We start from the raw sequence: 23,212 nt of genomic DNA, 5'->3' as shown, positions 1-23,212 counted from the left end.
ACCCAGCTGTAGAGAGTGGCGAGCACACGATGGACGTGCAGAAGAAGCTCGACGAGGTCGTCGCGACGGTCTCCGGTGCCCGGTCGATGCCGATGTCGGCCTCGTGCGTGATCAACCGCGCCGAGCTGCTCTCGATGCTCGAGGAGCTGCGCGAGGCACTGCCCGGCTCCCTCGCGCAGGCCCAGGAGCTGATCGGCGACCGTGAGCACATGGTCGAGCAGGCCCGCCAGGAGGCCGAGCGGATCATCTCGACGGCGCACGCCGAGCGCGGTTCGCTGATCTCCGACACCGAGGTCGCCCGCCGCTCCCAGTCGGAGGCCGACCGGATCCTCGGCGAGGCGCACAAGGAAGCCGAGGAGGTCCGCGCCGAGGCCGACGACTACGTCGACTCCAAGCTCGCCAACTTCGAGGTCGTCCTCACCAAGACCCTCGGTTCCGTCGGCCGTGGCCGCGAGAAGCTCCTCGGCACCGGCCCGGGCCTGGACGAGCAGGGCTACGAGGACGAGGACGCCCCCGAGCGCAGCCACGACCCGGAGACCCTGCGCCGGGACGCGGACGCGTACGTCGACACCAAGCTCGGCGCCTTCGAGGCGGTGCTCGCCAAGACCCTGGAGGCCGTCGGCCGCGGCCGGCAGAAGCTGCACGGCCGGATCGCCACCGACGACCTCGGCGCCCTCGCCGACGACACCTCGACCTTCCAGCACTCCAGCGACGCCGACTACCTCGCCGACCTCGCCGCCGTCGCGGACCGCCCGGCCGAGCCGGCGCAGCAGGCCCAGCCCGCGCAGCCGCAGTACGACCAGCAGCCCGTACAGCCGGCCTACGGCTACCAGCAGCAGCCGGACCCCTACGGCGGCTACCAGCAACCGGCCTACGGCCAGCAGGACGCCTACGGCTACCAGCAGGCGGATCCCTACGCCCCGGCCTTCGACTACGGCCAGCAGGGCGGGGTTCCCGCGCAGGGCTACGACGCCCAGCAGGGCGCGTACGACCCGCACCAGGCCCAGCAGCACCAGGTCCAGCAGGGCTACGCGCTCGAGGAGGCCAGCCTCTTCGACACCAGCATGATCAGCGCCGAGCAGCTGCGGGCCTATGAGCAGGAGCGGGGCCTGTAGACCCTCCTCGACCGCGGTCGTGTCGCCGGTCGGTGGCCGGGAGGGAACACCGGATTGGGCCGAGAGCGAAAGGTCCAGTATCCTGGCTCTTCGGTCGCGTGTACGTCCGCGATCAGCGCTGCCCGGCGACACCGAAGGGCGGCGTCCCCCGAGCTCAGCAGATCGAAAGCAGGAATGGCTCTGAACGCCCGCCTCGACCACCGCAACCCTCTCGTGTTCGACACACACGAGCTGGGGCGGCGGCCCGGCGCGCTCCAGCGCCTGACCCGCACGATCGACGCTCCCCGTGATCTCGGGATCGCGGAGGTCATCGGAGTGCCGGAAGGCGCCCCGGTGGAGCTCGAACTCCGACTCGAGTCGGTCATGGAAGGGGTGCTTGTCACAGGCACCGCCCGTGCACAGGCCGAGGGGGAGTGCGTAAGGTGTCTGGAGCCGCTCGGGCTGGCGCTCGAAGCGGAATTCCAGGAGATGTTCTCGTACCCTGACGCCGACGACCGTGGCCGCCCCAAGGCGGAACCGGCCGACGACGCCGAGGAAGACGAGGACAGACTCTTCATCGAGGACGGCCTGTTCGACCTCGAACCCGTGCTGCGGGATGCGGTGGTGCTTGCACTGCCGATGCAGCCGGTGTGCCAGGAAGACTGTCCAGGACTGTGCACCCAGTGCGGAGCACGTCTTGCGGACGACCCGGACCACCACCATGACGCCCACGACATCCGCTGGGCGGCACTGCAGGGACTCGCCGGTTCACTCGGAGACGGCGAGAAGGACGAGATGAGCGGCGACGCGCCTCGATCAGCACGCGTCGACGAGAAGCAGGAGAAGTAGCCGTGGCTGTTCCGAAGCGGAAGATGTCGCGCAGCAACACGCGCCACCGCCGGTCGCAGTGGAAGGCTGCGGTCCCCACCCTGGTTGCGTGCGAGCGCTGCCACGAGCCCAAGCTGCAGCACATCGCGTGCCCGTCTTGTGGCACCTACAACAAGCGCCAGGTCCTCGAGGTCTGAGCGGCTGGTGAGAGGCTTCATGTCTGACGCCAAGGCGGAATCGACCGCCAAGAAAAAGGCGGACAACACGGCGGCCTCGTCCCACACGCTGTTGGAAGGGCGGCTCGGGTACAAGCTCGAGTCCGCCCTTCTGGTGCGTGCGCTGACCCACCGTTCGTACGCGTACGAGAACGGCGGTCTGCCGACGAACGAGCGGCTGGAGTTCCTCGGGGACTCCGTGCTCGGTCTCGTCGTCACCGACACGCTGTACACCACCCACCCCGACCTGCCCGAAGGCCAACTGGCCAAGTTGCGGGCCGCGGTGGTCAACTCGCGTGCGCTGGCGGAGGTCGGCCGTGGCCTCGACCTGGGTTCCTTCATCCGGCTCGGCCGTGGTGAAGAGGGCACGGGCGGCCGGGACAAGGCGTCCATCCTCGCCGACACCCTGGAAGCGGTGATCGGCGCGGTCTATCTCGACCAGGGCCTCGACGCGGCGTCCGAACTGGTGCATCGCCTGTTCGACCCGCTGATCGAGAAGTCCTCGAATCTCGGTGCCGGCCTGGACTGGAAGACCAGTCTCCAGGAGCTCACCGCGACCGAAGGGCTCGGCGTGCCCGAGTACCTGGTCACGGAGACCGGTCCGGATCACGAGAAGACCTTCACCGCTGCCGCCCGCGTCGGAGGCGTCTCGTACGGCACCGGCACCGGCCGCAGCAAGAAGGAGGCGGAGCAGCAGGCCGCCGAGTCCGCCTGGCGGTCCATCCGGGCCGCCGCGGACGAGCGAGCCAAGGCGGCAGCCGCGGAAGCCACCGCAGTCGCGGAAGCCACCGCGGTCGCGGAGGCCACCGCGGTCGCGGAATCCACCGCGGTCGCCGAAGCCGGCCCCGAGTCGGCATCCGCCTGACCGAACAGCGCAGCCGAGCGCCCGTCCCCGCCCGGGGCGGGCGCTCGGCTCATCCACCGGTTGTCACGGGGGTCGCATGCCCGAGTTGCCCGAGGTCGAGGTCGTACGGCGCGGTCTGGAGCGGTGGGTCGCCCACCGGACGGTCGCCGACGCCGAGGTGCTGCATCCACGCGCGGTCCGCCGTCACCAGGCCGGCGCCGACGACTTCACGCACCGCCTCAAGGGCCACCGGATCGGCGTTCCCAGCCGCCGCGGCAAATACCTCTGGCTGCCCCTGGAGGACACCGACCAGGCCGTGCTGGCCCACCTCGGCATGAGCGGCCAGCTCCTGGTCCAGCCGCACGCGGCGCCCGACGAGAAGCACCTGCGCATCCGGGTCCGTTTCACCGACGTCCAGGACACCGAACTCCGCTTCGTCGACCAGCGCACCTTCGGCGGTCTGTCGCTGCACGACACCGCACCCGACGGACTGCCCGACGTCATCGCGCACATCGCCCGCGACCCGCTCGACCCGCTGTTCGACGACGCGGCCTTCCACCAGTCGCTGCGCCGCAAGCGCACCACCATCAAGCGGGCCCTGCTCGACCAGTCGCTGATCAGCGGCGTCGGCAACATCTACGCCGACGAAGCACTGTGGCGGGCCCGCCTCCACTACGAGCGCCCCACCGCGAGCCTCACCCGTCCGCGCACCGCCGAACTCCTGGGCCACGTAAGGGACGTGATGAACGCCGCGCTCGCCGTCGGCGGCACGAGCTTCGACAGCCTGTACGTCAACGTCAACGGCGAATCGGGCTACTTCGACCGGTCGCTGGACGCGTACGGCCGCGAGGGACTGCCCTGCAAGCGGTGTGCCACGCCGATGCTCCGCCGCGCCTGGATGAACCGCTCCAGCTATTTCTGCCCGAAGTGTCAGCGGGCGCCGCGCGTCTCGTCGTAGGACTCACGCGCCGCCAGTACGTCGTCCATGCCGCCCTCCAGAACCTGGATGAGGGCCAGCAGCCGTTGGGCGACCTCGCTGCCCAGCGGCGTCAGTTCGTAGTCCACCCGGGGCGGGTTGGTCGACTGTGCCTCGCGCAGGACCAGGCCGTCGCGCTCCAGCGCGTGCAGTGTCTGGGAGAGCATCTTCTCGCTCACGCCCTCGACGCGGCGGCGCAGCTCGTTGAACCGCAGTGAGCCCTCGTACAGGGCTCCGAGCGTGAGCGTGCCCCAGCGTCCCGTGACGTGTTCCAGCGCCTCGCGCGAGGGACAGGCCTTGGCGAACACGTCGTACGGGAGGTTCTGGTCCTCCGTGCGCTCCTGCGTGCTGGTCATGTGCCAAGCCTACGCGAATGCAGCGCTAACCAACAGGTTGCACTATCTAGAAGTTAGTGCTTTCCTTTTGGCATCGCCGGTGAGCTGCGCCGCCGCTTCGCCGTGCTGCTTCCTTCCGTCTTCCGAGGAGTACCTGACGTGACCACCCCTGTTGTCTCCATCGCCTACCACTCCGGCTACGGCCACACCGCCGTCCTCGCCGAAGCCGTCCGGACCGGAGCCGCCGAGACGGGCGCCGAGGTGCACCTGATCAAGGTCGACGAGATCACCGACGAGCAGTGGGCCGCGCTCGACGGCTCGGACGCGATCGTGTTCGGCTCGCCGACCTACATGGCCACCGCGTCCGGTGCCTTCCACGTCTTCGCCGAGGCGTCCTCGAAGCGCTGGTACGGGCAGGACTGGAAGGACAAGCTGGCGGCCGGCTTCACCAACTCCGGTTCCAAGAACGGCGACAAGCTGCACACCCTGCAGTTCTTCCAGCTCCTCGCCGCCCAGCACGGCATGAACTGGGTCAACCTCGGTCTGCTCCCCGGCTGGAACAGCAGCACGGGCACCGAGCACGACCTCAACCGCCTCGGGGTCTTCGTGGGCGCCGCGGGGCAGACGAACGTCGACGAGGGTCCGGACGCCGTCCACAAGGCGGACGTGGCGACGGCGGAACACCTGGGCCGCCGGGTCGCCGAGACCGCGAGGACCTTCCGCCAGGGCCGCACGGCCGCCTGAGCGGGGCCCGGGGCGGGGGAGCGGAGTCCCGTGGCCGATGAGGTGAAGGGCCGGGTCTGCGACCTCGGCGTGGGTCGTCGTCGGGCACCGTTCGACGGTCGCTTCTCGGGCCGGCGCCGACAGCCGGTGGCGCTGCCGCGTCGACGTTCGAACGCACCGGGGTCGTGTGGCGTGCGGTGAGCCCCGTACCGGGCCGCCGTTGACCGCGTCTTCGGTGACGACGATCCTGCGGAGGGCGGCCCCGAGACGGCCCGGTCAGGTAAGCAGGTCGCTGACCCGCGGTTGTCTCAGTACCCGAAGTCCTGCGTCCACCACGGGCCGCCCTCGCCCAGGTGCACTCCGACGCCCAGCGTCTGGAAATCGCAGTTCAGGATGTTGGCCCGGTGGCCGGGGCTGTTCATCCAGGCGTTCATGACGGCGGCCGCGTCGGCCTGGCCGCGGGCGATGTTCTCGCCGCCGAGGTCGCTGATGCCGGCCTTCGCGGCCCGGTCCCACGGCGTGGCGCCGTCCGGGTCGGTGTGGTCGAAGAAGTTCCGCTGGGCCATGTCCTCGCTGAAGGCCTCGGCCAGGTCCGTCAGCGCGCCGTTCGCGGTGACGGCGCTGCAACCGACCTTCGCCCGCTCCTCGTTGACGAGCTTCAGCACCTCCGCCTCGGCCTGGGCCGTCGCGGAGACCGTCACCGGGGCGCTGGACTGCCGCGGCTCCTTCGTGGCCGTCGGCTCGGTCGACGGCGTGGTCTTGGGCGCGCTGGGCGTCGCCGTCGGCGCCTTCGACTCCGTCTCGGTCGGCGCCGGCGTGCTCGCGGACGCCGAGGGGGCGGCCGCCGGCGAGGTCGCGCGGCCGGCGTCGCGACTGGTCGCCGAGCCGTCCTCGCGTCCGGCCGCGGTGCCGGAGGCGCCGCCCTGCTCGGTCGCCACGTTGGAAGGGGAGTCCGCGGCCTGCACGTTGTCGCTGCTGCCCGAGCCGCCGCCGAGCTTGTAGTTCTCCAGGCCGGGCACCACGCCGGAGGCGACGGCGACCGTGCCCAGCGCGACCGCGGCCGAGACGCCGAGCAGACCGCTGCGGACCGGAGTCACGGTCCGCTTCTTGCGGCGGCGGTGCGCGGAGCGCCGGGCCCCCGCGTCGGGGGAGAAGGCGTCGGACCCGAAGCCGCCGGATATGAAGTCGCTGGGCGAGAGGCGATCGGACGTGAGGCCGCTGGGCGAGAGACGGTCGGACGCGAGACCGCTGGACGGGCGGCGGTCGGCGGCGGGCCCGTCGGAGGCGAGACGGTCGCGACGGTCGGAGGCGGGACGGTCGGACGCGAAGCCGGCGGACGAGAGGCGGTCCGAGCCGAAGCCGGCGGACGAGAGGCGGTCCGAGCCGAAGCCGGCGGACGAGAGGCGGTCCGAGCCGAAGCCGTCGGACGCGAAATCGTCGGCCCCGTAGGGACCCGATCCGTAGCCGCCCGACCCGTGGCTGCCCGGGAGGTGGCCGCCCGACACGAAACCGGCGGACGGGAAGCCGTCCGCCGGGAAGATCGCGGTGTCGTCGGTGCGCGGGCGGTCCTCGTCCGCGGCGAAGAGGTAGGCGTCGCTCCTCGCGGTGGTCTCGGCGTAGGCCTCCGGGTTCAGGTAGGGCGCTATGCCCATTGTGCTGGGGCCGTCGCCGTACGAGTCCTGCGACCCCCGGACGCCGTGGCTCCCGGTGTAAGAGCCCTGCGTCTCCGTGACCCCCGTGGCGGCGCGGCCGGCGGCGGAGCGTCGGTGGCGTCCCATGTTCTGGCCTTCCTCGTCCATGCGGTCGACCCGGGCCCGTCCCGAGTCCCGATGGCCGCCCCCCCCAGTGCTTCCCGCGCACCATGGGACGACCTGTCTCACTCGATCGAGTGAGTTTCATATGAGATTCATTGGGTGGGGACGGTACCGCATGACGCTCGGGGAGGAAGTGCCCCGAGTGACATTGGCCGGTTAGGTTGCAGCCATGAGCGAGGATGTGCGACTGGTCGCCTGGGTGCGCGGACGGGTGCAAGGTGTGGGTTTCCGCTGGTTCACCCGGGCCAAAGCGCTGGAGATCGGCGGCCTGAGTGGCTTTGCTCTCAATCTGGGCGACGGACGCGTACAGGTGGTGGCCGAGGGGACGCGCGAGGGCTGCGAGGGACTCCTCGGCTGGCTCCACGGTGACGACACGCCCGGACGCGTCGACGGTGTCACCGAGATCTGGGACACACCCCGCGGTGGCTACGACGGCTTCGCCATTCGCTGAGCCCGTTCCGCGTGGAACCGCTGGCGGAAGCGGAGGGGTGTGCCACTGGCACGTGCCCCCAGCAGAAATTGCCTGGTGGTTGCCAAGAACCGCTTGCGGTGGCAAGCTCCGCACGTAAGGATGATCGCCACGCCCCGAGGGGCCCGCAGGAGTCGCGACGTCGCCGTTCTGAGGCCGCGTGCACCGGGTCGCCCGCCAATACGGGGCGTGATCGTGTTGACCGTCAAACTTTTTGGTGAGACGCTGAAAGCCCCGCGCACCTTAGCTGTTTGGCATGGATGAACGGCAACACGAACTCAAGAGTGCCAAGCACCGCGGGTGCGAATCCCTCACGACCCACACCGCTTCGGTCGGTCACTCAGTGTGGAGGACCATCCATCATGGCAAAGGCGCTTCTCGGTTACGTCGGCGGCTCCGACCCTCGACTCCTCGCCGAGATGCGACGGCTCCAGCAGCGCGTACAGGACCTGGAATCCGAGCTCGTACGGATCCAGGCCGAGAACGAGACGCTGACGGCTGCCGCTTCTCACGACAGGATCATGGAGAGCATCGACGCACACCAGGCGGAGCCTGCGCTCACCTGATCGCTGCATCGCTCCACAACAGCACACGCAGTGGTCGGGCGGCCCCGTATCAACCGCTAAGTAGTCAGAGTTTGCAAGGGACGCTTCGGCGTCCCTTCTTTCTGGGCCCCCGTCCGCCCTGCGCCGCCTTCTCCGCCCCCGCGCATCCTTTCACCGTCTTTAACGTCTGGTGTGCCCTGCACGTTCATGGGTGAAACCGCGGGTTCATGGAGTGAGACATCGCCGGCGGGTAGAGTCCGGCGGCGTGCACCTCAAGGCCCTGACCCTGCGCGGCTTCAAGTCGTTCGCCTCTGCGACCACTCTCCGGTTCGAGCCGGGGATCACCTGTGTCGTGGGGCCCAACGGCTCGGGCAAGTCCAACGTCGTGGACGCGCTCAGCTGGGTCATGGGCGAGCAGGGCGCCAAGTCGCTGCGCGGCGGGAAGATGGAGGACGTCATCTTCGCCGGCACCACCGGCCGCCCGCCGCTGGGCCGCGCCGAGGTGTCCCTGACCATCGACAACTCCGACGGGGCGCTCCCCATCGAGTACGCCGAGGTCACCATCACGCGGATCATGTTCCGCAACGGCGGCAGCGAGTACCAGATCAACGGTGACACGTGCCGTCTCCTCGACATCCAGGAACTCCTGTCCGACTCCGGCATCGGCCGCGAGATGCACGTGATCGTCGGCCAGGGCCAGCTCGACTCCGTCCTGCACGCCGACCCCATGGGCCGGCGCGCGTTCATCGAGGAGGCCGCGGGCGTCCTCAAGCACCGCAAGCGCAAGGAGAAGGCGCTGCGGAAACTGGACGCGATGCAGGCCAACCTCGCGCGCGTGCAGGACCTGACGGACGAACTGCGGCGGCAGCTGAAGCCCCTGGGCCGGCAGGCGGCGGTCGCGCGCCGGGCCGCGGTGATCCAGGCAGACCTGCGCGACGCGCGCCTTCGGCTGCTGGCCGACGATCTCGTACGGCTGCGCGAGGCGCTCAACGTCGAGGTCGCCGACGAGGCCGCACTGAAGGAACGCAAGGAGGCCGCAGAGCAGGAGCTCAGGAAGGCCCTCCAGCGCGAGGCCGTGCTGGAGGACGAGGTCCGCCGGCTCAGCCCGCGCCTCCAGCGAGCCCAGCAGACCTGGTACGTGCTCTCCCAGCTCGCCGAGCGGGTGCGCGGCACGATCTCGCTGGCCGACGCGCGGGTGAAGAGCGCGACCTCCGCACCCCCGGAGGAGCGGCGCGGCCGCGACCCCGAGGACCTGGAGCGCGAGGCCGCCCGGGTCCGCGAGCAGGAGGCCGAGCTGGAGGCCGCCCTGGAGGCGGCGCAGCACGCCCTGGACGACACCGTCGCCCACCGCGCGGACCTGGAGCGGGAACTCGCTGTCGAGGAACGGCGCCTGAAGGACGTGGCCCGCGCCATCGCGGACCGCCGGGAGGGGCTGGCCCGGCTGAACGGCCAGGTCAACGCGGCCCGTTCGCGAGCCGCCTCCGCCCAGGCCGAGATCGACCGGCTGGCCGCCGCCCGGGACGAGGCCCAGGAGCGGGCCGTCGCCGCGCAGGAGGAGTACGAGACGCTCAAGGCCGAGGTCGACGGGCTCGACGCCGGGGACGTCGAACTCGCCGGGCAGCACCAGGCGGCGAAGGAACAGCTCGCCCACGCCGAGGCCGCCCTGAGCGCCGCCCGCGAGGCGGCCACCGCGGCGGAACGCAGCCGGGCCGCGACCCGGGCCCGCCACGAGGCCCTCGCCCTGGGGCTGCGCCGCAAGGACGGCACCGGCGCGCTGCTGGGCGCGCAGGACCGCCTCACCGGCCTGCTCGGTCCGGCCGCCGAACTGCTGACGGTCACTCCCGGGCACGAGGTCGCGCTGGCCGCCGCCCTCGGCGCCGCCGCCGACGCCATCGCCGTGACCGGCCCGTCCGCCGCCGCCGACGCCATCCGCCTGCTGCGCAAGCAGGACGCGGGACGGGCGGCACTGCTGCTGAACGACGCCCCCGACGACGTAGCGCCGAGCCCCGGGACGTCCGGACCGCCCTTCGCCGCCGACCTGGTCCGCGCCCCGGCCGAGCTAGTGCCCGCCGTACGACGGCTGCTGCGCGGGATCGTCGTCGTCGGCACCCTCGAAGACGCCGAGGATCTCGTCCATGCCCGCCCCGAGCTCACCGCCGTCACCGCCGAGGGCGACCTGCTGGGCGCGCACTTCGCGCACGGCGGCTCGGCCGGGGCACCCAGCCTGCTGGAGGTGCAGGCGTCCGTGGACGAGGCCGCCGCCGAGCTCGAGGAGCTGGCGGTGCGGTGCGAGGAGCTGGCCGAGGCGCAGCACGCCACCGCCGAGCGGCGCAAGGAATGTGCCGCGCTGGTCGAGGAGCTGGGGGAGCGGCGCCGGGCCGCCGACCGGGAGAAGTCGGCCGTGGCCCAGCAGCTGGGGCGGCTCGCCGGACAGGCGCGGGGTGCCGCCGGGGAGGCCGAGCGGTCCACGGCGGCGACGGCGCGGGCGCAGGAAGCGCTCGACAAGGCCGTACTGGAGGCCGAGGAGCTCGCCGAACGGCTGGCCGTGGCGGAGGAGATGCCGGTCGAGGAGGAACCGGACACCTCCGTGCGCGACCGGCTCGCCGCCGACGGGGCCAACGCACGGCAGACCGAGATGGAGGCGCGGCTCCAGGTCCGTACGCACGAGGAGCGGGTCAAGGGGCTCGCCGGACGGGCCGACTCGCTGGACCGGGCCGCCCGCGCCGAACGCGAGGCACGCGCGCGTGCGGAGCAGCGGCGAGCGCGGCTGCGGCACGAGGCGGACGTCGCGGAGGCCGTCGCCTCCGGTGCGCGGCAGCTGCTCGCGCACGTCGAGGTCTCCCTCGGCCGGGCGGACGAGGAGCGCACCGCCGCCGAGGCGGCCAAGGCCCGCCGCGAGCAGGAGCTGGCCGCCGCCCGCACCGCCGGACGCGATCTCAAGGCGGAGCTCGACAAGTTGACGGATTCAGTTCACCGGGGCGAGGTACTCGGCGCCGAGAAGCGGCTGCGGATCGAGCAGCTGGAGACCAAGGCGCTGGAGGAGCTCGGTGTCGAACCGGCGGGGCTCATGTCCGAGTACGGCCCGCACCAACCGGTGCCGCCCTCGCCCGCCGCCGAGGGCGAGGAGCTGCCGGAGGACCCGGAGCATCCGCGCAACCAGCCGAGGCCCTTCGCGCGGACGGAGCAGGAGAAGCGGCTGAAGGCCGCCGAGCGGGCGTACCAGCAGCTGGGCAAGGTCAATCCGCTCGCCCTGGAGGAGTTCGCGGCGCTGGAGGAGCGCCACAAGTTCCTCAGCGAGCAGCTGGAGGACCTGAAGAAGACCCGCGCCGACCTCCTTCAGGTGGTGAAGGAGGTCGACGAACGCGTCGAGCAGGTCTTCACCGAGGCGTACCGCGACACCGCACGGGAGTTCGAGGGCGTCTTCAGCCGGCTGTTCCCGGGCGGTGACGGCCGACTGCTGCTCACCGACCCCGACAACATGCTCACCACGGGCGTGGACGTCGAGGCGCGTCCGCCGGGCAAGAAGGTCAAGCGGCTGTCCCTGCTGTCCGGCGGCGAACGGTCGCTGACGGCGGTCGCGCTGCTGGTGTCGATCTTCAAGGCCCGGCCGAGTCCCTTCTATGTGATGGACGAGGTCGAGGCCGCGCTGGACGACACCAACCTCCAGCGGCTGATCCGCATCATGCAGGAGCTCCAGGAGGCCTCCCAGCTGATCGTGATCACGCACCAGAAGCGCACGATGGAGGTCGCCGACGCGCTGTACGGCGTCTCCATGCAGGGCGACGGTGTGTCGAAGGTCATTTCGCAGCGCCTGCGCTAGTTGCGTGCCGTCTACACCAGTCCCCACCTGCGGTTCTCTGACGCTTCACTTTTTGAACACATAATGGGTTCCGAATCCGTCCAAGCCCGAAGAAACCGCCAAGTTGACTTCGAGACTTGAAGGCATAGTCTCTGCAACGTTGCTTTTACCTTCAGGGGTGAGTGGCGTGAACCTATGCCCAACTGGAACCACCACTGAAGGGCTTCCCCCCACACCCCCGGCAGTGAGGCCGGTGGCCCGAGGAGTTACACGTGACCAGCACCGCGCAGGCACCCCAATCAGGAGCCGGGACGGCTCACCCCGAACATCTCGGGCATGTCATCTTCATCGCGGCGGCGGCCGCGATGGGCGGTTTCCTCTTCGGTTACGACAGTGCCGTGATCAACGGAGCCGTCGAGGCCATCCGCAGCCGCTACGACATCGGCTCCGCCGCGCTGGCACAGGTCATCGCCGTCGCCCTGATCGGCTGCGCCATCGGCGCGGCGACCGCGGGCCGGATAGCCGACCGCATCGGCCGTATCCGTTGTATGCAGATCTCCGCCGTCCTCTTCACGGTCAGCGCGATCGGTTCCGCACTGCCGTTCGCGCTGTGGGACCTCGCCTTCTGGCGCATCATCGGCGGATTCGCCATCGGCATGGCCTCCGTCATCGGCCCCGCCTACATCGCCGAGGTCTCCCCGGCCGCGTACCGCGGCCGTCTCGGCTCCTTCCAGCAGGCCGCGATCGTCGTCGGCATCGCCATCTCGCAGCTGGTCAACTGGGGCATCCTGAACGCCGCCGGCGGCGACCAGCGCGGCAAGATCATCGGTCTCGAGGCCTGGCAGGTCATGCTCGGCGTCATGGTCATCCCGGCCGTCCTGTACGGACTGCTCTCCTTCGCGATCCCCGAGTCGCCGCGCTTCCTGATCTCCGTGGGCAAGGACGACCGCGCCCGTGAGGTGCTCAAGGAGGTCGAGGGCGACAAGGTCGACCTGACCGCCCGCGTCGCCGAGATCGAGCACGCCATGAAGAGTGAGCACAAGTCCACCTTCAAGGACCTGCTGGGCGGCTCCTTCTTCTTCAAGCCGATCGTCTGGGTCGGTATCGGCCTGTCGGTCTTCCAGCAGTTCGTCGGCATCAACGTCGCGTTCTACTACTCCTCGACGCTGTGGCAGTCGGTCGGCGTCGACCCGTCGGACTCGTTCTTCTACTCCTTCACGACGTCGATCATCAACATCGTCGGCACCGTGATCGCGATGATCTTCGTGGACCGCATCGGCCGCAAGCCGCTGGCCCTCATCGGCTCGGTCGGCATGGTGATCGGCCTCGGACTGGAGGCCTGGGCCTTCTCCTTCGACCTGGTCGACGGCAAGCTCCCGGCCACCCAGGGCTGGGTCGCCCTGATCGCCGCCCACGTCTTCGTCCTCTTCTTCGCCCTGTCCTGGGGCGTGGTCGTCTGGGTCTTCCTCGGCGAGATGTTCCCGAACCGGATCCGCGCCGCCGCCCTGGGCGTGGCCGCCTCCGCGCAGTGGATCGCCAACTGGGCCATCACCGCGAGCTTCCCGTCGCTGGCCGACTGGAACCTCTCCGCGACCTACGTGATCTACACGCTGTTTGCCGCGCTCTCCATCCCGTTCGTCCTGAAGTACGTGAAGGAGACGAAGGGCAAGGCCCTGGAGGAGATGGGCTGACCCGCCCCCGAACTCGGGGAGACGGGCCAAGTCCCCGCTGCCCTCTCCTCGTTCCCGTAAGTCGTACTGCCCCGGCTCAGTCAGCGAGCCGGGGCAGTACGTCTTCGCAGAACAGCCGCAGACCGCGCCACCCCTCCTCGACCGGCATCCCGCCGGCCAACGGGTGCAGCACGAGGTTGTCCAGGCCCAGCGCCACGCACGCGTCCGGCGTCAGCACGCGGTACACGCCCTCGGCGCGCAGCTCCGCCACCGTGGTCGCCGCCGACCGCACGGCCGAGCGGATGTCGCCGGACTGCCACGAGGCGTAGGTGCGGGCCTCGTGCAGGAAGTGCGTGCCGTACTCGGCCCAGGCGCGGTCCGGGTCCTCGGCGATGTGCAGCAGCGGGGTCTCGGCGGCGGGCATCATGGTCCAGCCCTCGGTGCCGTACTCCGCGAGCCGGTCCTTGTAGTACGTCTCCAGCTCCGGCAGGTGCGCGCTGGGGAAGAACGGCAGCCCGAGACGGGCGGCCCGGCGGGCGGCGGCCTCGGAGGAGCCGCCCACCAGCAGCAGCGGGTGCGGGTCGGTGCCGGGGCGCGGGGTCACCCGTACGGTACGGCCCCGATAGGTGAACTCCTCGCCGGTCCACGCCTTCAGGACCGTCTCCAGCACCTCGTCCTGGAGCCGGCCGCGCCGCTTCCAGTCCACGCCGAACATGGCGTACTCCTCGGGCCGGTAGCCGATCCCGGCGACGGTCACCAGCCGGCCGCCGCTCAGCAGATCCAGTACGGCGATGTCCTCGGCGAGCCGCAGCGGGTCGTGCAGCGGTCCGATCACCGCCGACACCGTCACCGCGAGCCGCCGGGTCGCGCCGAGCACCGCGCCCGCGAACGCGAACGGCGACGGCAGCCAGTTGTTCGCGACGCCGTGGTGCTCCTCCGTCTGCACGGTGGTGATCCCGTGCTCGTCGGCGTACCTCGCCATCTCCAGCGCCGCCGCGTAGCGCGCGTGCAGCGAGGCGGGGGTGGCGTCGGGCGCGACGAGGTTGAAACGTACGACCGTGACGGGCATGGGGGTCCCCCTTCGGGTTGGCGAGGGGGACGGTAGCTGACGGGGCGTCAGATGGCTACGGCGATGCCCCGGTGTCGTGCGTCCAGGGGGCGGCTCGCCGACTTGGAGGAAAGTACAAGCTGGGTCCGGGCGGGGCCCATGGCTGATACTGGACGGGTTATGGAAACCGTCATCCTTGCTGTAGTCATCGCCGTGGTCGTGCTCGGCGCGCTCGGCGGGCTCATCGTCGGCAGCCGACGGAAGAAGTCGCTGCCCCCGCCGCCGCCCACCGTCCCCGACATCACCGCACCTCCGGCCGAGCCGCATGTCGGCGACGAGGCCGAGACGCCGCGTGAAGAACCGCGCCGCACGATAGAGGAGGTGGATCTTCCCGACGGCTCGGGCTCCGTCGCCGTCGAGGAACCCCCCGCCGCCGAAGCTCCCGGGATCGAGATCCCGGAGCCCTCCGCCGGGCGGCTGGTACGCCTGCGCGCCCGGCTGTCCCGCTCGCAGAACGCGCTCGGCAAGGGTCTGCTCACCCTGCTGTCGCGCGAGCACCTCGACGACGACACCTGGGAGGAGATCGAGGACACCCTGCTCACCGCCGACGTCGGCGTGCTGCCCACCCAGGAGCTGGTCGAACGGCTGCGCGAGCGGGTGCGGGTGCTCGGCACCCGCACCCCCGAGGAGCTGCGCGCCCTGCTGCGCGAGGAACTGCTCACCCTGGTCGGCACCGACTTCGACCGGGCCGTGAAGACCGAGCCCGAGACCGGCAAGCCCGGCGTCGTGATGGTCGTCGGGGTCAACGGCACCGGCAAGACCACCACCACCGGCAAGCTCGCCCGGGTCCTGGTCGCGGACGGCCGGACCGTCGTCCTCGGGGCCGCCGACACCTTCCGGGCCGCCGCCGCCGAACAGCTCCAGACCTGGGGCGAGCGGGTCGGCGCCCACATCGTGCGCGGGCCCGAGGGCGGCGACCCCGCCTCCGTCGCCTTCGACGCGGTGAAGGAGGGCAAGGAGATGGGGGCCGACGTGGTCCTCATCGACACCGCCGGCCGGCTGCACACCAAGACCGGGCTCATGGACGAGCTCGGCAAGGTCAAGCGCGTGGTCGAGAAGCAGGCCCCGCTCGACGAGGTGCTGCTCGTCCTCGACGCCACCACCGGGCAGAACGGACTCGTGCAGGCCCGGGTGTTCGCCGAGGTCGTCGACATCACCGGCATCGTGCTGACCAAGCTGGACGGCACGGCCAAGGGCGGCATCGTGGTCGCGGTCCAGCGCGAGCTGGGCGTGCCGGTCAAGTTGATCGGGCTCGGCGAGGGCGCGGACGACCTGGCGCCGTTCGAGCCCGAGGCGTTCGTGGATGCCCTGATCGGGGAGTGAACCCCACCGGCCGGAACCGGTGTCCGATCGAAGAAGGGCCCTACCGCATGGTGCAGATGCGGTAGGGCCCTTCGTCATGGGGTGCCCGGCTCACGCCGGCGCGGGCCCTCGGCATGGGGCGCCGGGCTCGCGCCGGCGCGTGCCTTCGTCATCGGGTGTCCGGCTCGCGCCCGCGCGTGTCTTCGTCATCGGCCGCGCGGCTCGCGCCCGCGCGTGCCTTCGTCATCGGCCGGGCGGCCCCCACCGGCGCGGGCCCGGTCGTTCGGCTCACGCCCGCGACCGGTGCGCCACGTACGCCAGCGTGCCCAGCAGCAGACGCGCCGCCGGTGGCTTCGTCGCCGAGTCCAGGGCGGGCGGGCGCAGCCACTGCACCGGGCCGAGGCCGCCGCGGTCGGAGGGCGGCGCGGTGACGTACGTACCGGTGCCGAGGCCGCGCAGGTCCAGGGTGCACGGGTCGTCCCAGCCCATGCGGTAGAGCAGCTCCGGCAGTTCGGCGGCGGCGCCGGGGGCGACGAAGAACTGGGCGCGCCCCTCGGGGGTCGCGGTGACCGGGCCGAGCGGGAGGCCCATGCGCTCCAGCCGGACCAGCGCGCGGCGCCCGGCCGGCTCGGCCACCTCGACGACGTCGAACGCGCGGCCGACCGGCAGCATCACGGCGGCCCCCGGCACCTCGGCCCACGCCTCGGTCACCTCGTCCAGCGTCGCCCCGGCCGGCACCTCGGGCGCGAAGTCGAGCGGATGCGCGCCCGGCGCCCGGCAGTCCGGGCGGCCGCAGGAACACACCCCCGCGGCGGCTCTGGCGCCGGGCACGACGTCCCAGCTCCACAGTCCGGTGAACTCGGCCACGGCGGTGCACTCCGACGAGCGGCCGCGGCGGCGCGAGGCGGACCGGATGTCGCGGATACCCCGACTACTGCCGATCGTGAAGCCCATGCCCCCTCCAACGGGTCCGACGCACCGGTGGTTACGAGACGGACGCCCATCATGACTCTGCGTGACTTCGCGTGCTCCCACTCCTCGATGCCGCGCGATCCCGGCGGCGCCTTGAAGCGTCCGGGGGTCGCGTGCTGGGCGGTGCGCGCCCCTCTTTGCACCTCTCCGCTCACTCCCGGCCGTCCTATGTCAAGTGAATCGCGCGGAGGCCACCGTGAGTTCATTCGAAGGGGTGGCGAAAGGTGGCGTTTGGGGGATCGCCATGGCTGGACGGGTGATCGTAGGATTACTTTGAGTGCACGAGACTCGGAGGCACATGCGCCAGTGGGTATGCCGGGGGCAACTCGGGTTTCCGTTCGAAGGGTGAGAACTCCGGGACGGACGGCCGTATTTACCGGCATTCTGATAGGGCTTGGCGCACATCGGCGGCAAGAGGTCTCAGGGATGGGGGCGTTCCAGTGGGCGGCAACGGCGGAAGTGGAGTCAACGCTGACAAGCGCCCCAATGAGCTGCTCGGCTCGTGGTTCGTGCGCAGCGGCTGGTCCAAGGGCGAGCTCGCGCGCCAAGTGAACCGCCGGGCCCGCCAGTTGGGGGCCAACCACATCTCGACGGACACCTCACGGGTGCGTCGCTGGCTGGACGGCGAGAACCCCCGCGAGCCCATCCCCCGGATCCTGTCCGAGTTGTTCTCCGAGCGGTTCGGATGTGTCGTCTCCGTCGAGGACCTCGGCCTGCGCGCCGCACGGCAGTCACCGTCCGTGTCCGGCGTCGACCTGCCCTGGACGGGCCCGCAGACGGTGGCCCTGCTCAGCGAGTTCTCGCGCAGCGACCTGATGCTGGCGCGGCGCGGCTTCCTCGGAACCTCGCTGGCCCTGTCCGCGGGCCCGGCCCTCATCGAGCCGATGCAGCGCTGGCTCGTGCCCTCGCTCCCCGGCCCGCGGCACGAGCCCGAGCCGGACTCCGCGCCGGTCTCCCGCGCGCGCGGCCGGCTGTCCCGGCCCGAGCTGGAGCTGCTGGAGTCCACGACGATGATGTTCCGGCAGTGGGACGCCCAGTGCGGCGGCGGACTGCGCCGTAAAGCGGTCGTCGGCCAGCTGCACGAGGTGACCGACCTCCTCCAGGAACCCCAGCCCGAGGACACCTCCAGGAAGCTCTTCAAGGTCGCCGCCGAGCTCGCCGAGCTGGCCGGCTGGATGAGCTACGACATCGGGCTGCAACCGACCGCGCAGAAGTACTTCGTCCTCGCCCTGCACGCGGCCAGGGAAGCGGGCGACAAGCCGCTCGGCTCGTACGTCCTGTCCAGCATGAGCCGCCAGATGATCCACCTCGGGCGGCCCGACGACGCCCTGGAGCTGATCCACCTCGCGCAGTACGGCAGCCGTGACTGCGCGAGCCCGCGCACCCAGTCGATGCTGTATGCGATGGAGGCCCGCGCCTACGCCAACATGGGCCAGCCCGGCAAGTGCAAGCGGGCGGTCCGGATGGCCGAGGACACCTTCACCGACGCCGACGAGTGGGACGAGCCGGACCCCGACTGGATCCGCTTCTTCTCCGAGGCCGAGCTGTACGGCGAGAACTCCCACTCCTACCGTGACCTCGCCTACGTCGCCGGCCGCAGCCCCACCTACGCCTCCCTGGCCGAGCCCCTCATGCAGCGGGCCGTCGAGCTGTTCGGCAAGGACTCCGAGCACCAGCGGTCGTACGCACTCAACCTGATCGGCATGGCCACCGTGCACCTGCTGCGCCGCGAACCCGAGCGGAGCACGGGCTTCGCCGAGGAGGCGATGGGCATCGCGAAGAAGGTGCGTTCCGAGCGCGTCAACACTCGTATCCGAAAGACCGTGGACACCGCTGTACGCGATTTCGGGGATCTCGCCGAGATCGTCGATCTGACCGAGAAGCTCGCCGTCGAGCTGCCGGAGACCGCGGAAGCGGTGTGAGTCCCACCAGCCCCGGCCGCGGCCGGCCCTCCCGAACTGCCCGACTCGGCTCCCCCATGCCAGGTCATCGGAAGGCCGACCGCGGCCGGTTTCCTGCCTTCATCGAAGGTTGCGCCACGATAACGATCCCCGTGCCCGCAATCCGGCGGTTCATCGAGGCGTAACACGCCAGCCGCCTTCGTCACCGCGGTGAAACAACGAGGGGCGTCGACCGAAACGGCGCTGCGTCAATCTCATGGCGCATACCGGCCCACCCCTCACTCCGCCCAGGCTTCGCCCGCACGGGGCCGTACCAACGACGAGGAGACGCCGATGGCAGCAGCCATCACGCTTGCGGCAGACGCGCCCACGCTGTCGTCTGCCAACACAGGCTTCATGCTCATCTGTTCCGCCCTGGTGATGCTCATGACCCCGGGCCTGGCCTTCTTCTACGGAGGCATGGTCCGCGTCAAGAGCACCCTGAACATGCTGATGATGAGCTTCATCAGCCTGGGGATCATCACCATCCTGTGGGTGCTGTACGGCTTCTCCCTCGCCTTCGGCACCGATCACGGCAGCCTCATCGGCTGGAACTCGGACTGGGTCGGCCTCAGCAACATCGGCCTGACGGAGCTGTGGGACGGCTACACCATCCCGATCTTCGTCTTCATGGTCTTCCAGCTGATGTTCGCGATCATCACGCCCGCCCTGATCAGCGGCGCTCTCGCGGACCGGGTGAAGTTCAGTGCCTGGGCGCTGTTCATCGCCCTGTGGGCCACGGTCGTCTACTTCCCGGTCGCGCACTGGGTCTGGGGCGCCGGCGGCTGGGCCTTCGACCTCGGTGTGATCGACTTCGCCGGTGGTACGGCGGTCCACATCAACGCGGGTGCCGCGGCGCTCGGCGTGATCCTGGTCATCGGCAAGCGGGTCGGCTTCAAGAAGGACCCGATGCGCCCGCACAGCCTCCCGCTTGTCATGCTCGGCGCCGGTCTGCTGTGGTTCGGCTGGTTCGGATTCAACGCCGGTTCGTGGCTGGGCAACGACGACGGCGTCGGCGCACTGATGTTCGTCAACACGCAGGTCGCCACCGCCGCCGCCATGCTGGCCTGGCTCGCCTACGAGAAGATCCGCCACGGCGCGTTCACCACGCTGGGCGCCGCCTCCGGCGCGGTCGCGGGTCTCGTCGCCATCACCCCGTCGGGTGGTGCGGTCTCCCCGCTCGGCGCGATCGCCGTCGGCGCCATCGCCGGTGTGCTGTGCGCCATGGCCGTCGGTCTGAAGTACCGGTTCAACTACGACGACTCCCTCGACGTCGTCGGTGTTCACCTGGTCGGCGGTGTCATCGGCTCCCTGCTGATCGGCTTCTTCGCCACCGGCAAGGGCCAGTCGACCGCGACGGGCGTCTTCTACGGCGACCACTCCTTCGACCAGCTCTGGAAGCAGTGCGCCGGTGTCTTCGCGGTCCTCGCCTACTCGCTGATCGCCTCCGCGATCCTCGCCTTCCTCCTCGACAAGACGATCGGGATGCGCGTCTCCGAGGACGACGAGGTGGCCGGTATCGACCAGGCCGAGCACGCCGAGACCGCATACGACTTCAGCGGAGCCGGCGGTGGTGCCGCCCGCACCGCCGTCCCGGCCGGGGCAGGCGGCACTGCGAGCAAGAAGGTGGACGCATGAAGCTCATCACCGCCGTCGTCAAGCCTCACCGGCTCGACGAGATCAAGGAGGCCCTCCAGGCCTTCGGGGTCCACGGACTGACGGTCACCGAGGCGAGCGGTTACGGTCGTCAGAGGGGACACACCGAGGTCTACCGGGGCGCCGAGTACACGGTCGACCTGGTCCCCAAGATCCGTATCGAGGTGCTGGCCGAGGACGACGACGCCGAGGGCCTCATCGACGTCATCGTCAAGGCGGCCCGGACCGGCAAGATCGGTGACGGCAAGGTCTGGTCCCTCCCGGTCGAGACGGCCGTGCGGGTCCGGACCGGCGAGCGCGGCCCGGACGCGCTCTAAACAGAAGACCGACAGGAGTCGCTGGGTGACGAGTACGGACATGCGCAAGGATGCAGAGGACTCGGGACCCTGCGGCTACGCGGCGGCCCGGCTGCGTCTCCTCACCGAGGGGACGCGGTCCGGGCCGCCGCGCCGTGCGGGCCTCGCCGAACTGACCGACGACTGGCTGACCGGCCTGTTCGAAGCGGGCGCCAAGGGGCTGCGCGGGGCGTCACTGGTCGCGGTCGGGGGCTACGGCCGGGGGGAACTGTCCCCGCGCAGCGACCTCGACCTGCTGCTGCTGCACGACGGCAGCGACTCCGGCGCCGTCGCCGCGCTGGCCGACCGCCTCTGGTACCCGGTCTGGGACCTCGGCGTCGCCCTCGACCACTCCGTCCGCACACCGGCCGAGGCCCGCAAGACGGCCGGCGACGACCTCAAGGTCCAGCTCGGTCTGCTCGACGCCCGGCACATCGCGGGCGACCTCGGCCTCACCGCCGGACTGCGCACGGCGGTGCTGGCCGACTGGCGCAACCAGGCGCCGAAACGCCTGCCCGAACTCCAGGAGCTGTGCGCGGAACGCGCCGAACGCCAGGGCGAGCTCCAGTTCCTGCTGGAACCCGATCTGAAGGAGGCCCGCGGTGGCCTCCGCGACGCCACCGCGCTGCGCGCCGTCGCCGCCTCCTGGCTCGCCGACGCCCCCCGCGAGGGCCTCGCCGACGCCCGGCGCCGACTCCTCGACGTCCGCGACGCCCTCCACCTGACCACCGGACGCGCGACCGACCGGCTCGCTCTCCAGGAACAGGACCAGGTGGCCGCCGAGCTCGGCCTGCTGGACGCCGACACCCTCCTGCGACAGGTGTACGAAGCGGCCCGCGTCATCTCCTACGCCAGCGACGTCACCTGGCGCGAGGTGAGCCGCGTCCTGCGCTCGCGCGCCGTACGGCCGCGGCTGCGCGCCATGCTCGGCGGCGGCAAGCAGGTCACCGAGCGCTCCCCGCTGGCGGAGGGCGTGGTGGAGCAGGACGGCGAGGTGGTGCTCGCCCGGACCGCGCGCCCCGAACGCGACCCCGTGCTGCCACTGCGTGCCGCGGCCGCCGCCGCGCAGGCCGGCCTCCCGCTCTCCCTGCACGCCGTACGGCGCCTGGCGGCCATCGCGCGCCCCCTGCCCACGCCCTGGCCCGCCGAGGCACGAGAGCAACTGGTGACCCTGCTCGGCTCGGGCCGACCGACCATCGAGGTCTGGGAGGCGCTGGAGGTCGAGGGCGTGATCACCCGCCTGCTGCCCGACTGGGAGCGGGTGCGCTGTCGCCCGCAGCGCAACGCCGTGCACATCTGGACCGTCGACCGGCACCTCATCGAGACCGCCGTCCGCGCCTCCGAGTTCACCCGCCGTGTCAGCCGCCCCGACCTGCTGCTGGTGGCCGCTCTGCTGCACGACATCGGCAAGGGCTGGCCCGGTGACCACTCGGTGGCCGGCGAGATCATCGCCAAGGACGTGGCCGCCCGTATCGGCTTCGACCGCGCGGACGTGACCGTCCTGGCCGGCCTCGTCCGCCATCACCTGCTGCTCGTGGAGACCGCGACCCGGCGCGACCTGGACGACCCCGCCACCGTGCGCTCGGTCGCCGAGGCCGTCGGCACTCAGAGCACCCTGGAACTGCTGCACGCGCTGACCGAGGCGGACGCCCTGGCCACCGGCCCGGCCGCCTGGTCCTCCTGGCGCGGGTCGCTCGTCGCCGACCTGGTCAAGCGGGTCGCCGCCGTGCTGGCCGGGGACGACCCCGTGGAGCCCGATGCCGTCGCCCCCACCGCCGAGCAGGAACGCCTCGCCGTCGAGGCGCACCGCACGGGCGGGCCGGTCCTCTCGCTGCGCGCCCAGGCCGAGCCGCCGGCCGAACCGGAGCCGTCCGGCTCGCAGGATCCGGAGCCGCTCGGCGTGGAGCTGCTCATCGCCGTACCCGACCAGCCCGGCGTGCTGCCCGCGGTCGCCGGAGTCCTCGCCGTGCACCGCCTCACCGTGCGCACGGCGGAGCTGCGCGCCCTGCCGCTGCCGGACGGCGTCGGGGGCTCGGTGCTGCTGCTCGACTGGCGGGTGGCCGCGGAGTACGGCTCCCTGCCCCAGGCCACCCGGCTGCGTGCCGACCTCGTCCGCGCCCTGGACGGCTCCCTGGACATCGCCGGCCGTCTCGCCGAGCGTGACGCCGCCTACCCGCGCCGCAGGGGCGTCGTCGCGCCCCCCGCGCGCGTGACGCTCGCCTCCGCGGGCTCCCGGCTGGCCACGGTGATCGAGGTGCGCGCCCAGGACGCCCCGGGGCTGCTGTTCCGTATCGGGTCGGCGCTGGAGACGGCGGGGGTGCGGATGCGCAGTGCCCATGTCAGCACCCTGGGCGCCAACGCCGTGGACGCCTTCTACGTGACCGACCCCGAGGGCGTGCCCCTGCCGAGCGAGGAGGCGGCGTCCGTGGCGCGCGCACTGGAGGAGACGCTGCGGGCGTGACCTCGCGGTCTGCGCTCATCGGCCGTGGTCCCCGCCGACGTGGGGTTTCAGGCCGTTCCCGGCCGCCGGATACCGCAGGCGGGGACGAATCTCTTGCGCGGCCGGATACCCTGGAAGACGCTCACC

19 protein-coding genes are annotated in these 23,212 nt (G+C 71.2%); 15 read left to right on the top strand and 4 right to left on the bottom strand.

Annotated elements, in window-relative coordinates; all coding sequences use genetic code 11:
• The first annotated feature begins 29 nt into the window (after positions 1-29).
• The 5 genes from ACFV0T_RS19695 (at position 30) to mutM (ending at position 3,939) form a co-directional block, all read left to right on the top strand.
• The gene (locus tag ACFV0T_RS19695; protein WP_385780404.1) at positions 30-1,115 is read left to right on the top strand and encodes a cell division initiation protein; all 1,086 of its coding nucleotides are present in this window, start codon (positions 30-32) and stop codon (positions 1,113-1,115) included.
• 174 nt (positions 1,116-1,289) lie between these two features.
• On the top strand, positions 1,290-1,943 hold the full coding sequence (locus ACFV0T_RS19690) for a YceD family protein (protein WP_385780502.1): 654 nt from the start codon (positions 1,290-1,292) through the stop codon (positions 1,941-1,943).
• Between the two features lie 2 nt (positions 1,944-1,945).
• A complete protein-coding gene (gene rpmF, locus ACFV0T_RS19685) occupies positions 1,946-2,119 on the top strand; it encodes a 50S ribosomal protein L32 (RefSeq protein WP_007493396.1) in 174 nt (57 codons plus the stop codon).
• A 19-nt stretch (positions 2,120-2,138) separates the two neighbouring features.
• Positions 2,139-3,002, top strand: a complete 864-nt coding sequence (gene rnc / locus ACFV0T_RS19680) for a ribonuclease III (protein ID WP_385780401.1) — start codon at positions 2,139-2,141, stop codon at positions 3,000-3,002.
• A gap of 76 nt (positions 3,003-3,078) precedes the next feature.
• Complete coding sequence (mutM, locus tag ACFV0T_RS19675) at positions 3,079-3,939, top strand: bifunctional DNA-formamidopyrimidine glycosylase/DNA-(apurinic or apyrimidinic site) lyase (protein WP_385780399.1); 861 nt, start codon at positions 3,079-3,081, stop codon at positions 3,937-3,939.
• Here mutM and ACFV0T_RS19670 read toward each other — a convergent pair.
• A complete protein-coding gene (locus ACFV0T_RS19670) occupies positions 3,912-4,313 on the bottom strand; it encodes a winged helix-turn-helix transcriptional regulator (protein WP_385780396.1) in 402 nt (133 codons plus the stop codon). The genes mutM and ACFV0T_RS19670 overlap by 28 nt on opposite strands.
• A 138-nt stretch (positions 4,314-4,451) precedes the next feature.
• Between ACFV0T_RS19670 and ACFV0T_RS19665 the strand changes: the two genes are divergently transcribed.
• The gene (locus ACFV0T_RS19665; protein WP_385780393.1) at positions 4,452-5,036 is read left to right on the top strand and encodes a flavodoxin family protein; all 585 of its coding nucleotides are present in this window, start codon (positions 4,452-4,454) and stop codon (positions 5,034-5,036) included.
• A gap of 287 nt (positions 5,037-5,323) precedes the next feature.
• On the opposite strand, the gene ACFV0T_RS19660 is transcribed toward ACFV0T_RS19665, so the two are convergent.
• Positions 5,324-6,793 (bottom strand): CAP domain-containing protein, encoded by a 1,470-nt coding sequence (locus ACFV0T_RS19660; protein ID WP_385780391.1) that lies wholly within the window; start codon positions 6,791-6,793, stop codon positions 5,324-5,326.
• A 205-nt stretch (positions 6,794-6,998) separates the two neighbouring features.
• Between ACFV0T_RS19660 and ACFV0T_RS19655 the strand changes: the two genes are divergently transcribed.
• The 4 genes from ACFV0T_RS19655 (at position 6,999) to ACFV0T_RS19640 (ending at position 13,333) form a co-directional block, all read left to right on the top strand.
• On the top strand, positions 6,999-7,280 hold the full coding sequence (locus ACFV0T_RS19655; protein WP_385780389.1) for an acylphosphatase: 282 nt from the start codon (positions 6,999-7,001) through the stop codon (positions 7,278-7,280).
• A 380-nt stretch (positions 7,281-7,660) separates the two neighbouring features.
• Positions 7,661-7,864 carry a hypothetical protein gene (locus tag ACFV0T_RS19650; RefSeq protein WP_385780386.1) on the top strand — a complete coding sequence of 68 codons (204 nt, stop codon included), beginning with the start codon at positions 7,661-7,663 and terminating at the stop codon, positions 7,862-7,864.
• A 244-nt stretch (positions 7,865-8,108) separates the two neighbouring features.
• Positions 8,109-11,663 carry a chromosome segregation protein SMC gene (gene smc / locus ACFV0T_RS19645; protein ID WP_385780383.1) on the top strand — a complete coding sequence of 1,185 codons (3,555 nt, stop codon included), beginning with the start codon at positions 8,109-8,111 and terminating at the stop codon, positions 11,661-11,663.
• A 251-nt stretch (positions 11,664-11,914) separates the two neighbouring features.
• Entirely contained in the window at positions 11,915-13,333 is a 1,419-nt protein-coding gene (locus ACFV0T_RS19640) for a sugar porter family MFS transporter (RefSeq protein WP_385780380.1), read from the top strand.
• A 76-nt stretch (positions 13,334-13,409) separates the two neighbouring features.
• Here the strand turns inward: ACFV0T_RS19640 and ACFV0T_RS19635 are convergent, their stop codons facing one another.
• The gene (locus tag ACFV0T_RS19635; protein WP_385780378.1) at positions 13,410-14,381 is read right to left on the bottom strand and encodes an LLM class flavin-dependent oxidoreductase; all 972 of its coding nucleotides are present in this window, start codon (positions 14,379-14,381) and stop codon (positions 13,410-13,412) included.
• A gap of 159 nt (positions 14,382-14,540) precedes the next feature.
• Here ACFV0T_RS19635 and ftsY point away from each other — a divergent pair, with 159 nt between their 5' ends.
• A complete protein-coding gene (gene ftsY / locus ACFV0T_RS19630) occupies positions 14,541-15,743 on the top strand; it encodes a signal recognition particle-docking protein FtsY (RefSeq protein WP_385780376.1) in 1,203 nt (400 codons plus the stop codon).
• 267 nt (positions 15,744-16,010) lie between these two features.
• On the opposite strand, the gene ACFV0T_RS19625 is transcribed toward ftsY, so the two are convergent.
• On the bottom strand, positions 16,011-16,676 hold the full coding sequence (locus ACFV0T_RS19625; RefSeq protein ID WP_385780373.1) for a bifunctional DNA primase/polymerase: 666 nt from the start codon (positions 16,674-16,676) through the stop codon (positions 16,011-16,013).
• Between the two features lie 458 nt (positions 16,677-17,134).
• On the opposite strand from ACFV0T_RS19625, the gene ACFV0T_RS19620 reads away from it, so the two are divergent.
• The 4 genes from ACFV0T_RS19620 to ACFV0T_RS19605 all read left to right on the top strand — a co-directional run bounded on the left by ACFV0T_RS19620 (position 17,135) and on the right by ACFV0T_RS19605 (position 23,086).
• Positions 17,135-18,616, top strand: coding sequence for a hypothetical protein (locus tag ACFV0T_RS19620; RefSeq protein WP_385780370.1), 1,482 nt, complete (start codon positions 17,135-17,137; stop codon positions 18,614-18,616).
• A 312-nt stretch (positions 18,617-18,928) separates the two neighbouring features.
• Positions 18,929-20,272: an ammonium transporter gene (locus ACFV0T_RS19615; protein ID WP_385780368.1), complete on the top strand. Its 1,344-nt coding sequence runs from the start codon at positions 18,929-18,931 to the stop codon at positions 20,270-20,272.
• The gene (locus ACFV0T_RS19610) at positions 20,269-20,607 is read left to right on the top strand and encodes a P-II family nitrogen regulator (RefSeq protein WP_006379495.1); all 339 of its coding nucleotides are present in this window, start codon (positions 20,269-20,271) and stop codon (positions 20,605-20,607) included. The genes ACFV0T_RS19615 and ACFV0T_RS19610 overlap by 4 nt, the downstream gene beginning before the upstream one ends.
• Positions 20,608-20,632: 25 nt before the next feature.
• Positions 20,633-23,086 (top strand): [protein-PII] uridylyltransferase, encoded by a 2,454-nt coding sequence (locus tag ACFV0T_RS19605; protein ID WP_385780364.1) that lies wholly within the window; start codon positions 20,633-20,635, stop codon positions 23,084-23,086.
• Positions 23,087-23,212 lie beyond the last annotated feature (126 nt).

Origin of the sequence: Streptomyces sp. NPDC059582 (assembly GCF_042735715.1) — a bacterium.
Classification (GTDB): domain Bacteria; phylum Actinomycetota; class Actinomycetes; order Streptomycetales; family Streptomycetaceae; genus Streptomyces.
This window is presented reverse-complemented; position numbering and strand designations above follow the sequence as displayed.